4 protein-coding genes and 1 pseudogene are annotated in these 14,261 nt (G+C 67.7%); 2 read left to right on the top strand and 3 right to left on the bottom strand.

Annotation, left to right across the window (positions count from 1 at the left end; translation table 11 throughout):
* Positions 1 to 30: 30 nt before the first annotated feature.
* Both IH25_RS0132070 and IH25_RS0132065 read right to left on the bottom strand, forming a co-directional pair.
* Entirely contained in the window at positions 31 to 6,453 is a 6,423-nt protein-coding gene (locus IH25_RS0132070; protein WP_030618759.1) for an RHS repeat-associated core domain-containing protein, read from the bottom strand.
* A gap of 314 nt (positions 6,454 to 6,767) precedes the next feature.
* Positions 6,768 to 9,497, bottom strand: a complete 2,730-nt coding sequence (locus IH25_RS0132065) for a laminin G domain-containing protein (RefSeq protein ID WP_245172950.1) — start codon at positions 9,495 to 9,497, stop codon at positions 6,768 to 6,770.
* 1,889 nt (positions 9,498 to 11,386) lie between these two features.
* On the opposite strand from IH25_RS0132065, the gene IH25_RS0132060 reads away from it, so the two are divergent.
* Complete coding sequence (locus tag IH25_RS0132060) at positions 11,387 to 12,100, top strand: glycerophosphodiester phosphodiesterase (protein ID WP_157847053.1); 714 nt, start codon at positions 11,387 to 11,389, stop codon at positions 12,098 to 12,100.
* A 297-nt stretch (positions 12,101 to 12,397) separates the two neighbouring features.
* On the opposite strand, the pseudogene IH25_RS43240 reads toward IH25_RS0132060, so the two are convergent.
* Positions 12,398 to 12,883 (bottom strand): annotated as a pseudogene (locus tag IH25_RS43240) (HNH endonuclease family protein).
* A 294-nt stretch (positions 12,884 to 13,177) separates the two neighbouring features.
* On the opposite strand from IH25_RS43240, the gene IH25_RS42635 reads away from it, so the two are divergent.
* The gene (locus IH25_RS42635; RefSeq protein WP_245172941.1) at positions 13,178 to 14,203 is read left to right on the top strand and encodes a hypothetical protein; all 1,026 of its coding nucleotides are present in this window, start codon (positions 13,178 to 13,180) and stop codon (positions 14,201 to 14,203) included.
* Positions 14,204 to 14,261: the final 58 nt, after the last annotated feature.

Here is a 14,261-nt window from a genome sequence, read left to right as displayed (position 1 = left end):
GCGGGAGGAAAAGCGCCGGGGCCCTCTCAGCTACTTGCCAGTGAAAGGCTTTGTCTGAACCTCACCGAACGTATCGCGCCAGGTAACACGCAGCGTCGCCCCCTTCGGCAGCATTCGATCTAGGTGATCGAAGCATCTCCCACATATATACGTTTGATCGATGTAGAGATGTGCATTACTCCACCCCTTGGAACGCATTAGGGCGGCGGCCTGAGATTCTGCGTGATGATAATTTGATGTGTTGCTCCCTGGAGGCCTTACGTACCCCTTCGGAAGGTTGTTAGATCCCGAGGATATATTAGCAACGATATCGTCGTGGCCTTCCACATAGAGCGCGCCGTTCGTGCCACCAGGTTCCTTGAATTTACCTGCGGCCGCCCTAGCTGCAGCAAGACCCTCCTCGTCACTGAGCGTGACTCCCTCGCCTGTTCCGCTGGCGGCACCGTCAGCCTCACGGAAGGCTTGGCCCAGTTTGTCGGCACCCGAGTCGATCATCTTCTTGCCGAAGACCACAGCTCCGGCGCCGCCGGCGATTGAGGGGACTCCTACTTCGCACAGCACTGCGGTGCCGCACTCGACTACGCCCGAGGCGCCAAGGACGACTCCGCCGCCTGTGCTGAACCCTCCGAGGATGGTTTGCCCGAGCCCCGACCAGAAGTCACTGTCCGTCGCCAGACTGGATATATAGTTACCCAAGTTCGAGCTCGAGTCATCGGGTCCTGGGTCTGACGGTCCGCCGCAATATGTCAGAAGGCCAGTCCCAACGCAATGGTAACCGCCGTCGTCCGTTTCTCCGGAAGGCTTGACAGAAACAGTTCCCGATTCCCCAGAATCTCCGTTATCAGAATACTTCTGCGGGAACCGCTTTTTGTACCTTTTCTCGGCTTCTTGGATCGAGCCCTTGCCTCCACACATGCCGCCGGGGAGGTAGAGGCATTGGCCGGTGGGGTCGCTGAAGGTGATCGGTGAGTTGTTGGCGTAGGCGTAGCCGTTGAGTGACTGGTGCTGGTCCAGGGCCAGCATGGGGTCAACGCTGATGAACTGGCCGGTGGTGGAGTCGTATTCGCGGGCGCCGATGTGGGTGAGGGCGGTGGCGTCGTCGGCGGGTTTGCCGAGAAAGGCCTTGTCGTCGGGCCAGGTGGTGGGTTTGGTGCCGCGGGGGGCGCCGAAGGGGGTGCTGTAGCGCTTGGTGAGCGCGTAGGTGCCGGCTTCCAGGGCGATGCTGGAGGTGCCGTGGTGGTCGGCGGCCAGGAAGCTGAGCTTGGTGCCGGTGACGCCGGTGGTGGCGGTACGGACGGCGATGGTCTGGCCGTTGGCCGAGTAGTAACGGGTCGCCGAAGTGGTCTTCGTGGTGCCCTTGGTAGTGACGTGGAGTTCCGTGCCGGCGCCCAGGTAGAGGATGGTCTCGCCGTCGCCCTTGGCGCGGCGGATCAGCAACTCGCCGTTCGCGTCGTAGAGGTAGCCGGTCTCCTTGGTGCCCTCGGTGAGCTTGGTGAGGTCGCCTTCGGTGTTCCAGGTCAGCGTCTGCTGGGCCGTGGGGCCGGGACGGGAGGTGGTGTTGCCGGCGGCGTCGTAGGCGTAGGTGGCGGTGCGGGTGCCGGTGGTCTTGTCGAGGGTGTGGGGCTTGGTGTCGGCGGGGTCGTTGTAGGTGTAGGTGGTGGTCTTGTCGCCGGTGGCGGTGTGCTGGGTCTCGGTCTTGCGCTGGCCGGCCTCGGTGTAGGTGTACGACGTCCAGTAAGGGGCGGCGCCGTCGAAGTTGGCGAGGGTGCGGCCGGAGGCGGTGCAGTCCGCGGTCTTAGGGGTCCAGGCTTCGGTCAGGCGGCGGTTGCCGTCGTAGGTGAAGCACTGGTTGTCGGCCTTGGCCGTGCCGCCCAGGGTGGTGGCGTCGGTGATGGAGGTGACGTTGCCGGCGTCGTCCTGGGTGAACTTCAGCTCCTGCGGCATGTAGCCGTGCACGTCGTCGGTGACGTAGGAGCGGGTGAGGCGGCGGGTGCCTTCCTCGTAATCCCAGTTGAGGTAGGCCTTCTTCGCCGAGGATGTCCCGTCCATGCCCAGGGTGAGCTGGCGCAGGTCGCCCTGCGGGGAGAAGGCGGCGCCATGCAGGTAGCCGGTGGTGCCCTTGGCGGTGACCTGCTGTCCGAGGGCGTTGAAGGTGTAGGAGACGCCTTCGGAGGGCAGGCCGCCGACGGCCGGCGCGGAGTACTGGCTGATCGAGCCGTCGAGGTTGTAGCCCGTGGTGAACGACAGCGTGTTCTTGACGTAGCCGCCGGAGACCAGGGGCTCGCTGTCGGGCAGGAGCAACTGGCTGGCGGTGACGTGGTACATCGCGTCGTAGGCGGTGACCTTGCTGGTGTAGGCCTTGCCGGTCACGCCGCCGTCGTAGCGGGTGGCGGTGTCCTGCTGGCCCTTGGCGAGCTGGTCGAAGCTCCAGGCGGCGAGTTTGTTGGCGTCGGTCTTGTCCTTCTGCCACATGCCGGTCTTGCGGCCGAGCTGGTCGTACTCGTAGAGGAGTTTCTTCGAGGCGTCGTCGTTGGGGGTGGTGCTGACGACCTGGTCGAGGTCGTTGTACTCCGTCGCGGTCTTGCCCTTGTCGGGGTCGGTGGCCGTGGCCTGGCGGCCGAAGAGGTCGTAGGTGTAGGACCACTTGGTCTGGTCGGGGCCGGTGACCGTCTTCTGCTGTCCGGCGGGGGTGTAGGTGTAGTCGGTCGTGGTGAAGTTGGTGCCGGTCGGTGTGGGGCCGGCGTACTCGCGGCGCTGGGTGGTCTGGCCGAGGGCGTTGGTGGTCACGGCGGTGGCCTGGCCGCCCGTCGGGGCGGTGGTGGCGACGGTGTCGCCGGTGTAGGTGGTGTCGGTGGTCCAGCGGGTGACGCCGTGGATCTTCGTCTCCGCCTTCACGGGCCGGGCTGCCCCGTCATAGGTGGTGTCCGTCTGCAGAGGTGCCTGGCCGCCGGAGACCTCCACCGCGGTGGAGCCGGGCAGTGCGGTGCTGTCCCAGATGTCGGACTGCTGACTGACCGCGAGACCCCGCGCGTCGTACTCGGTCAGGGAGACGAGCCGGCCGCCCTGCGGAGTGGGAGCCTGGACCTGACGGGAGCGCAGCAGGGAGTCGTAGAACTCGTAGACGGTGTTGTATCCGGAGCCGTCGTGCTTGATGGTGCCGGTGGACACCCACGACATGTCCGTGCTGGTGACGTGGTAGGTGTAGACGTAGTTGGGGGTCTTGTCCAGGACCGTGAGCCGGTTGGGGAGCCAGAGCTTGGTGATGCGGCCGAGGCTGTCGTATTCGCTCTCGGTGACCTTGCCGTTCGGGTCGGTGACCTTCAAGGCTGCGCCGGTCGCGAAGTCCAGGTTCTGGGTTGTCTTGTAGGTTTTGGCGTCCTCAACGGTTGTCGAGGTCAGCGGGCCGGAGTCGGCCGGGTCGTAGGTGGTCGAGGCGACCGGCAGGTCGTTGGTGTCGGTGACGGTCTTGACGCGGCCGAGGTCGTCGTACGTCGTCTTGGACACCTTCTGCCAGGCGGGGGTGTCGTCAATGGCGTAGCCCTTGGCGCGTCCGGTCCAGGTGACCTCGCCCTTGAGCGGCTTCTGGGACGGCGTCCAGGTGGTGGCGGTGGGGTCGTCGTAGACGGTGGCGGTGTCGGCGATGACGTCGCCGGGCCGGGTGGAGTCGGCGGGCAGGTCGAGGGCGGAGTCGGCGGTGGCGCAGGTGGCGGCGACGGTGCGGTTGCGGGAGACGAGGGAGTTGATGCCCTTGTCGTCGTTGCGGGCGTACCAGGTGCGGGTGCACTTCTCGTCGCCGGTGACCGCGTCGTCGCCCTGGTCCTCGACGGTGGTGGCCATGCCGTAGTCGTCGTAGGCGGTTTTGACGGTGGTGACGCGGTCGTAGGGGGTGAGTTTGCTGGTGATGCGGGTGCGGGTGTGGGTGGCGGCGGTGCGTACGTAGTACGCCTCGGTGTCGGCGTAGGACTTGTGCTGGGTCGCCGTCCGCTTGGACCACGGGTCGTTGACGGTGCCGCCGACTTCCTCGGTGCCGTTGTAGGTGACCGATTCGCGGGTGAAGCCCGCGTACTGCTCGGCGTCGGTGATCTGGCCGGCCTTGATGCCGGTGACGGTGATGGTCTTGCGCTGGTCGGGGTCCGGGGTCTTGCCGTCGGAGCTGAGGACGCGGTCGCCGTTCATGCCGCGCAGGTGGATGCTGGTCTGTTTGCTCTGGGTGCGCCCGGGGATGCCGGTGAGGTGGGTGACCTGCTGGTAGCCGCGCCAGATGGACCAGGTGCGCTCCTTGGCGGGCGTCATCGGGTCCTCGTCGTAGTGCCAGGCGCCGCCGCCGGTGTACTGGTAGCTGTGTTGTACGGCTTCGGAGCCGCCGTGGGGATCGGTGGTGGACACGGCGCTGACCGGGTACTTCTGGAACCAGTCGAGCCGGGGGTCCTTCTCGCCGTTGGGCGACCAGTACACCGGGTAGCAGCGCCGGGTGTTCTCGTCCAGCTTGGGCTTGGTACCGGCCGCGGTGCAGTCGGCGTCCAGGTAGGTGACGATGGTCTGGGCGCCGGTCTCGGAGGTGACGGCCTTCAGGCGGGGCTTGTTCAGCGGCAGGATGTCGTCCGCCGTGCCGTCGACACGGTTGGGCAGCATCACGTGGTCGAACGTGACCGGGTCGAGGGAGAGGTCGGTGCCGCGCTTGCCGGTGTGCCGGATCTCGTCGAGCCAGAGCGACTGGTCGGTGGAGTCGCCGGTGTCACCGGGGTCGAGGTAGAGGTGCTTGAGCGCCCAGACGTCCACCGGATCGTAGGCGGGGGTGGCCGCCTTGGCGTTCCAGGCGTAGGTGGTGATCGTCGTCAGCCGCTTGCGGGTGAAGAAGGACGGGCCGACGTTGCCGGTGCACTTGTCGCCGTCCTTGCACAGGGCGTCGAAGGGGACGTCCGGCCAGTTGTCGCGGGTGTCCTTGGTCAGTGAGTCGCAGCCGGTGCCCGTGGCCAGGCATCGCTCGGCGTAGTCGAAGACGACCTTGTCGGAGGCGGCCGGGGAGGCGGAGAACAGCTTGCCGGCGCGCTGGCCGTAGCGGATCTCCTTGAGGTAGCCGCCGCGGATGTAGTCGGTGCCGGTGGTGTCGTCGCCGAGTTTGTCGTAGTTGTTGTGCTCGGCGGTGTACCAGTAGGACGAGGCGTTGCCGTGGGTGTCCTCGATGTAGTCGAGGTTCCAGCGCCAGGCCTGGTTCTTGGCGCGCCCGGCGAAGGAGTCTCCGGCGCTGTAGCCGGGCTCGCCCTGGTCGTCGCCGAAGACGGGGACCGTCCATACGGAGTTGGTGCGGTCGTCGGTTGAGGCGCCGTCGAGCTTGTTCAGGCCGAAGACGTACTTGGTTCCGTTGCCGGTGACGACCGTCCAGTACTCGCCTGCTCCGTCGACGCCCGTTGTGCCCTCGTCGCCGTTGTCGGCGCCGGTGGAGTGGGTGACGGTGGAGGCGTCGTCGTCCTTGAGCCGCCAGGTACCCGTCTGGTCGTCCTTGACCAGTTCGGTGGCCTTGCCGTTGAGGACGAGGGAGGCGTTGTCGTACTTCCAGCACAGGTCGTACTTGCCGTCCTGGCCGTCGTCATCGCAGGAGTGGTACTTGCGCTCGATGTAGGAGGAGGTCAGGTCGAAGCCGGTGCCGATCTGGCTGCCCTGGTTGTTGGAGTTGGCCGTCTGGCCGTCGACGGCTCCGGAGTCGTAGGAGATGGTCAGGTCCGGCTGGGGGCCGGCCGCGGCCGGGGGCACCCGCAGGGGGTAGGACCAGGTGAAGGAGCCCGAGGAGCCGCCGGCCTCCCACGTGGAGGAAGCCGACAGCGGTGTCGCCTTGTAGCTGCCGGCCCCCGATGTCGCGCCCGCGGTGACGGCCAGCAGCATCGGCTGCCCGCCCCCGGGGAGGGTCACCGGTGCGGAGATGCTGTTCGCCTCGCGGTTGTTGACCGCGTCCAGGACGTCGCGCTGGTGGCACTTGGCCGCGGCGGGGTCCTTCAGGGCGCAGTCGGCCAGGCGGGCGAGCTGGAGGCGGCCGGCCCAGTCGCCGCCGTAGGCGGAGGCGAAGGCGGAGTAGTCGATGCCGAGCCGTGTGGTGCCGCCGGTACCGGCCCCGGTGAGTTTGAGGACCACGCCCTTGACGCCGAGGGTGGAGGCCGTCTTCTGGTCGAGAACCTCGACGGTGACCAAACCGGCCCGCTTGCCCTTGACGGGGCTGGTTGCGGTGACCGGAAGCGAGCCGGGAGCGGCCTTGGCGGTGCCCTTGTCCGGGACGGTCAGCGAGGCCTTGCCGGCCTTCGGCCAGGTGACCGTGCGCTGCTGGTCGTGGCGGGCGCGAGCCGCGGCCGCCTGGTCGGCTGCGGCGGCCTTCTTCACCTCGGCTGCGGCCTTCTTGTTCACCTGGGCGGTGAACGGGCTGACCTTGGTGGCGTGTTCGGGCTTCAGGTGTGGGCGGCCCAGGGGGGTGGTGTCCGCGGCGAAGGCCACGGGGGTCAGCAAGCCGGGCAGCAGGGCCAGACCGGTGGTCGCGGCGATACGCCGCGACCAGCGTCTTCTGGTTGCGGACCCGCGGCGGTCCCCGTCAGGGCGGGGTATGCCAAAGGGGTTCATGCTGGGTTCTTCCTACGCGGCGCCCGGCCGCGTCGGGCCGGACGGGGTGCCGTTGAAAACAGGAGGCAGAACAGAGAAAGAGAAGGTGCCCGCAGGCACCACGTACGCCGGTGGCGAGTGCTGCCCCGCGTGTGGCGGGGCAGCACTGCCGGCGTCGGTGTTCCTCAGACGGTGTCGTGGCTGTGCAGGACTTGGGAGCGGATCTGGTCGAGGTTCATCGCCCCGGTCCACATCCGCAGGGATTCCAGCGAGCCGGGAAGGTAGTAGCCCGTGGAGCCGCCGGCCGTTCCCCTGCCCGCGGACAGTGTGCCGCTGCCCTGCTGGACGGCGGAAAACCCGGGGTCGTCCTCGCCGAGCTGCTCCTGCCCGCCGACGTACAGGTGCAGCCGGCCCATGCGGTCCTCGGTCCTGGTGGGATCAGCGGGATCAATCCACTGCCAGTTCTCCTGCGCGTCATAGACGCCGGTGACGTCCACCCAGGTGTCCAGCTCGGCGAGGTCACCGGCTGCCACCTGCGCGCTCTGGCTGGCCTTTCCGTCCGCTCCCACAGCGGTCCGGGTGAACTTCCACTGGTAGGTGTCGGCCTTGGACTTGACCACCCACAGCGCCCACGAGGACTCGCCGCCTGCGGCCTGCCCCGCCACCTGGGCCTCGTAGCCGACCGGCTTGTCCGCCAGCTTGTCACCGTCCAGCCGAACGCGGGCGGAGACGGTGAACGAGCTCGTCTCATCGGTCACCGGACCGGTGGCCGAGGCATAGCCGGACGTCCCGTCGAGGACAAGATCGTTGTTGTCCGCGTCCAACACCGCGCCGGTGGACGACAGCGACAGCTCCGGTACCGGGTAGGGGCTCAGCTCCTTGATCTGGGTGCCGGTCGAGGATGCGGCATCCCAGTCGGCGACGAGTTCACTGGCCGGCACACCGTCCTGCGTCAGCTGGGCCTCCTCCGCGATCTGCTCGGGGCTGAGCGCGTACTGCCACACCGAGACCTCGTCGATACGGCCGCGGAAGTACTCACCCCAGACGCCACCGACCCGGGAGCGGCCGATCTGAAGGCCCTCGGTGGAGGTCCAGGGCTGGTACGCGGAAGATGCCGCGTTCAGCACGACCGGCTTGCCCTGCGGGCGGCCGTTGACGAACAGCTGGATGGTGTCGTTGGTCTTGTCCGTGTCGCCCTTGGTGTCGAAGACGGCTGCCAGGTGCGTCCACACCTTCAGCGGCGGCGGCCCCGCATCGGCGACCGACCGCAGATAGACCGGGTCTTGCTTGACGTCGGTGGCGACGCGGTTGAACACCCACTTCTTGAGGCTCGTCGAGTAGTAGAGGGTGAAGGCCGAGGCGTTGCTGCCGGGTGCCGACAACACCACCCGGTTCTGTGAGACGTCGGTCAGATAGACCCAGGACGAGACGGTGAAGGAATCCTTGGTGTTCACCGCCGGCGTGGACGTGGCGGCATAGCCGGAGCGCAGGGTGTCGTCCGAGCCGTCGTTGAGCCACAACGAGTAGTCCGTCTCGCCGCGGCGCCCCAAGGTGGACCAGCCTGCGCCCGCCGTCTGCAGCGTGGCGTCGTGCCGGGTGCCCTCCGTCGCGGTGTCCTTGGCCAGCGTCGCCCCCGAACCGGGGAGTGCGTCGTCGAAGTGCCAGCGTCCCACCGCGCCGGGGGCCGGAGCCACCTTGAAGGTGAACTCGGCAGGCGCGCCCCACCGGTTGTAGACGTCCTTGGCCCGCACCGACAGCACCTGGGTACCGGACAGCGGTGGCGTTACGTCCCTGGCCTCGGCCTTGAGCCCGCCGGTGACCTGCCGGGCAGACGTGGACAGCAGCTTCCACTCGTAGGCGGTGTTGTCGGTGTGCCCGGTGGTGTCGATGTCCGCGGTGTTCGGCTGGAAGGTGAACGATCCGGGAACGCCTGGGCCGCCCTTGCCCTCGCACAGGTTCGCCGTGCACTCGGTGTAGGGGGAACCGGCGGTGATGCGGGGCGCCTTGGGTGCGGTCGAGTCGACCTTGAAGTAGCACCAGGAGCTGTAGGGCGACCACAGGTCACCGCTCTTGCCGGCGTAGGACCAGTGCGACTGCGTCCGTGCCTTGTAGCGGTACAAGCCCTTGTCTGCTCGGTCGTTGGTGCGCAGCTTCTCCAGGGTCTCGTCCGGGTGCCAGCCGGGATTGGGCATGTACCCGGTCCACGCCTCATGCCAGGGGGAGTCGTCTCCGCGCTCGATCACGAATTCGGCCTGCAGCGAGCCTTCCTCGTCCCCCATGTGGGCCTCGACCAGTGTCTGCACGCGGGCCTGGACCATCGGGTCCCTGCGTGTCACCACCAGCGGGTCGGAGGAGGACTTGTTGCAGTACGCCGTGGACCCGTCGCCTGGGATCACCCCGACGCTGGTCGGCACGCCCGGCTTGTAGGCGAAGACCACCTGCAGCTCGGCGCTGTCGTCGAACCGCTTCCACGCCCGGGGATCCCCCTCGTCCTTGGCGCGCAGCATCAGCGTGAGCCTGCTGAGTTTGCCGTCCGCGAAGGAGCGGACGGTGCTCGTGAGGTTCTCGTCCGTCTCCGCGGGGTTGTCGTGGAATTCGATCCACGCATCCGGCTGGTCGGGGCTGCACAGGTCCCCGCGGCCCGCCGCGACGTAGCGATCGCCCATCCAGTCCAGCTGCTTGGGGCCGGGCCAGACGGTGCCCTCGGAGATGTTGTCGGTGCGCACCAGGTCCACCCAGTGCGGGTCGCAGTTGAACGACCATGTCTCACGGGCCCGGAAGGTGGCGTCCAGTACGTACTTGCCGGCCAGCTTGGTGGGGGCCAGCTCGAAGTACATGCGGTCGACGTAGCCGCCACCGCAGTAGTAGCCGTCCGCGGTACCGCACTTGCCGACGCCCTTGTCACCGTCGAACATCCAGAACTTGTCGCCGTCGGAGGACAGCTTCGTACGCTCCGAGACGCCCAGGCCGACCGAGGGGTCGATGTAGACGGGGTAGACGGTGTCCTCGCCGCGCAGCAGGTCCAGGTCCGGGTGGACCGTGACCGCGCCGTCATCGACCTTCACCGGCAGCACCGCGGTGGCATCGCCGTCCCCCGGCTGCGACGGATCGTCGTCCCCCGGCGCGCCGACGGTGGCAGGGGCATCGGTGCGCATCAACTGGGTTTGCGGGCCGCTCTCGTCGTCGCCGGCGGAGTCCCACATCTGTCCTGCCGGGCCGCGGAAGACGGCGTTGCCGTCCTCGTCGACGGCGCGCAGGCCACCGCCCGCGCCGGGCACGACGGACAGGCCGTCCCCGGATGCGGCGAGCGTGACACGTTCCAGGGCCGGGTTCTGCGCCGCCTCGGGCGTTTTGACGACCAGGATCTCCCGGTAGCCCTCGGCGGTCGCCGTCAGCTGCAGGTCGACCCCGTCGAAGACGTTCGCATATGTGGCCGTCGGACCGTCCAGTACCGGCTGCGGCAGTGTCCCGGCCCAGTCCAGCGTGACCGACCGCCCGCCCTTGCCCAGACGGATCATCCCCGAACCGGGGCCGCCGCCGGAGAACGACAGATCCACCACCGCGCCCCGGGGAGCCACCCGCCCGTCCGCGCGCCGCTCCAGCACCGGATCGACCCCGCCCCAGCCGCCGTCTGCCTCTTTCACCCGCTGAGGAGTAGTGGACTGCGTGAGCGTGAACGATCCGTCCGGGTTCGCATGCGTGGTGGAGTACTCCGTACGGTCCGCCGTCACCTCCACCTGCTCCCCCGAGGCCTGGGCCTGAGCCGACGCCGTGGCCTCATCGATCTCCCCTGCCCCGGCGTCAGCGGTGACCGCCGACGCCGGTGACACGGAGACCGGCAGCACAGGCAGCGCCGACACCACCAACGCCGCCGCAACACCCCCCAGAACCGCTCCACGCGGTCTTCGACTTCTCCACGACTGCCCTAAAGATCCCCACCAGTTGTCCACGTAATCCCACCCCTGACACAGAACACACAAAGATCCCGCAAAGTAAATGCACCGTTACCCAGAGGCGTCAATCGAGTGTGTTTCAGGTCACAGCAACATGGCTGAAAGCAGCTGACCTGCGCAAATCGCGACGCCGTTCATCCGTGAACCCTGAACCGGGACCCACCCCTACAGTCTGGTTCAGACCAAACATCGCACTGCGTACAGACGCGAATACACACAAACGAACAGCGCCGGGGTGCGCCGGGGGCAGGCCGTGAGCAAGGTCATGCCGTCCGCAGTAACGTGCGGCCCCGTCCCGCACCTCAACCCTTCACCAGGCCGCCAAGCAGGTGGGGTGACACCGCTGCGACGGCGGCATCCCGTCTCACCACCCGGCATCCGCACGACGGTCGACCCGCCGCAGCTCGCTGTCCGGGCAGGCCCCTGCCTCGCCATGAGCCCCGCGCCGCGGCCTGCTCAACGGTCGGGCCGACCGCGGCGTAATGGGTCCTGGCCAAGGTGGAGCGGCAGCACAACCGCACGCCAGGCTTCCCTGGGCGTCTTGACCGTCCAGTCATGTCGCCGTCGCGGGCCAAGCGGAAGGCAGGAACACGACGGCGCTCGCACCCGCTCGTCAGCAATCCAGGTATCGGTCCCCTAACGCAGGCTGCCCGCCGGTGATTCGAACCACTTTCCTGCCAACGCACCTGGGTGCGGGCTACCGTTGGCCGGTGATAAAGCGAAGATCGGTTCGATTAGCGACCCTTGTGGCATCCGCTGTCACTGTGACGACCGCCTGTTCGCCGCCCTGGGCGGAGGACACCGCAGCCACCGCGGACACGACCGCTGCCGCTGCCGCGTTACGGTGCACAGTGCCCCAGGTGATCGGCCATCGGGGCACTCCCGAGGACGAAAACACGTTACGAGGGCTGCGGGACGCCGCCAATGCGGGGGTGAGCGGCGTGGAGTTCGATGTGTGGTGGACCCGGGACGGCGTACCGGTCCTCTCTCACGATCCGACTGTCGACCGCACCACCACCGGGCACGGGCTCATCGCCGCGATGACGGCCTCTCAGGTACGTGCCCTGCGCACCAAGAGGGGTGAGCCGGTGCCGACCCTCAAGGAAGCGCTGAGCTTCACGGCCTCGCGTCGCCTCACGGCGATGGTCGAGCTGAAGCCGACGCCGACGCCCGCACAATTGCACTCACTGCTGACCACCATCCGCGCAACCGGCGCAGCCCCCTACGTCGTCGTGCACAGCTTCAACGCGGACCCGGTCCAGGCGGTACAGCGGGCCGCGCCCGAACTGCACACCGCGCTCACCCACGAGAAGACCGAGATCACCGGCAAGGAAGCGGCGCGGTACGGCACCTCGCTGAACGTCTCCCGATTCCTCGCCACCCCGAATGCGGTCCGCGACTGGCACACCGCCGGGCTGAAGGTCTACACCTGGACCGCGAACTGGCCGCCGGCATGGGAAAAGGCGAAGGCCGCCGACGTGGACGCGGTACTCACCGACCGCGTGGAACCCTACAAAGAGTGGACCCGCACCGCGTGCGACCCGACCACGACAGCAGCACCGTAACGCCGAACAGGTCCGAAGACCCGCTGTCATCAGTGCTTCGGGACTGGTGGGCCGCCAAGAGGTCGAGACCTCTGCGTCCGCCGCACCGTCACACTCGCCCGGGCAACCAGCGTTCTGGAGCCGGTCGTGCGCATGGCCGAGGGTGACACGTCCGTACGAAGCCCGCCGCTGGCGCCGGGCAGAAACCCTTTTCCCCAGTCGACCGGGGGTGGCCGTACATGACGCTGCGCCGCTGTCGGTCGCTCAGCACGGCTCACGGACGGCGGTACCGGCGCCGTCGCCCGAAGGGGCCGGGCCCTACCGGGCGAGGGTGACGGTGACCGGCGCGTTGGGGCAGTTGCTGAGGGTCTTCGTCAGGGCGACTTTCTCACCGGTGTCGATGGTCAGGCCCCAGCGCGTCTTGTCGGCGATCCAGTCGGTGACGTACTGACAGCGGTAGCCGGCGGCCGACGGCAACCACGTCGCCGGGTCCTGGTCCGCCTTCGACCGGTTCGACGCCGCCGACACCGCGATCAACGCCCGCTCATCGCCCAGGTCATTGGCGTAGGCCTCCCGCTCCACCGACGACCATGCCAAGGCACCAGAATCCCAGGCCTCGGCAAGCGGGACCATACGGCGAATACCAGCGGCCGCCACTCAGCAGTTCGCACCTTGCTCGGGTGCGGTGACGGCCTCGACTTTCAGCACCTCGGCGCGGGTGTTACAGCCGTCCTTATCTGCGTCGACCCGATGCTTGAACTTTGTGCGCTCATACCCGGTGCGGTCCTCATCGCGGACGGGCAGGGCGGCTAGGTGTGCTGTCCGGACAGGATGGTGACGCGGCTGGCAGGTGTCTGACCGCCGATTCCGGTGTGGGGTCGGTGGTAGTTGTACCAGTGGCTTCGTTCACGTGAAGTAGCAGCGTTTGATCAGCAGTTTGGGCAGCAGTTGGCGATCGTGAGTGCTGCAGATGCTCACGAGAAATGACGTCGCCTTGGTGCGTTGCCACCGTAGTGCGGCAGAAGCGGTCCGTCCCTTGATCACCGGTCGTTAGACTCCCGGCGTTCGGATGCTGTCGATGGACCGGAAGGCCAAGCCATGGACGATGACCGTTGGGACGACTGGCCAGAACGGTGGGTCGGCACGGACTGTGACGTGCGGGCGGCCGTCAGCGCGATCCCGCGGGAGGTCAAGGACGGCTTCAGGTACGACGAGGTCCCCTGGCAGCGGTTCCGGCACTTCTACGGCCCGGGCGAGGAGATCCCCGGCCTGCTCGCCACGCTCGTGTCCGAGGACGCCGAACCTGCCGACAGGGCCTTGCGGCAGCTCTGGACGAGTCTTCACCACCAGGGCAACACGATCGCGGTAGGAGCACTGGCGGTGCCGTTCCTACTCCGGATCGCGGCGATCGCGCGCCCCGAACTCCGTGCGCAGACCCTTCGCCTGGTCGCCGAGATCGGCCGGTGCCAGCACATGGGGGACGGATCGCGGGAAGGTCTGCTCCAGGTCGCCGAGGAGCCAGAGATGATCGAGGGCAGCACGATGTGCCCGGTGGACTGGACGATCCAGGCCGCCCGACAGGCCGTCACGGACGACCTGCACCTTTTGCTCCCGCTTCTCTCCGCCCCTGACCCCGAGGTGCGTTCCGTGACCGCGTACGTTCTGGCGGCGGCGACCGACGGGCTTTCACACGTCTCCTCTGCTCTGCAGTCCAGGCTGGCGAAGGAAGACGACGCGGTAGTCCAGGTGAGCCTGATCCTGGCGATCGCCCAACTCGCCCGCGAACACCAGGATGAACACGCTCCCAAGTGGGCCCGGGGCCTGTGGTCGGATCCCGAACGACCGCCCGTGGTCCGCATCGGCGCCGGCCTGGCCTGGCTGTGCCTGGTCACCGACCCCGCCCCCGACGAGCTCCGCGCCCTCCTCACCGACCCCGGCACCCGTCAATACGACGGCCTGCTCCAGCCGGTGCCATGGCTCACCTGGATCGACTCAACCGGCGTCGGGCTGCGCAGCTGCATCGACGAAATGCTCACGGCGAACACCCCCGAAGCGGTGCTTGACGATCCTTGGGGTGGAGGACTGTCGGCGTACAAGCGAACGTGCACCACCTCGTACGGATGAAAGTGCACCATTCCTGATGCGGTGACGGGGTACCGACCGTGAGTCTGCTGCTGTCGTT

This window comes from Streptomyces achromogenes subsp. achromogenes (assembly GCF_000720835.1).
Classification (GTDB): domain Bacteria; phylum Actinomycetota; class Actinomycetes; order Streptomycetales; family Streptomycetaceae; genus Streptomyces; species Streptomyces achromogenes.
This window is presented reverse-complemented; position numbering and strand designations above follow the sequence as displayed.

Coding starts and splice junctions, on each gene's coding strand:
- IH25_RS0132065 (WP_245172950.1), bottom strand. CDS start 9,497: ATGTTCGACGGTGACAAGGGCGTCGGCAAGTGCGGTACCGCGGACGGC.
- IH25_RS42635 (WP_245172941.1), top strand. CDS start 13,178: ATGGACGATGACCGTTGGGACGACTGGCCAGAACGGTGGGTCGGCACG.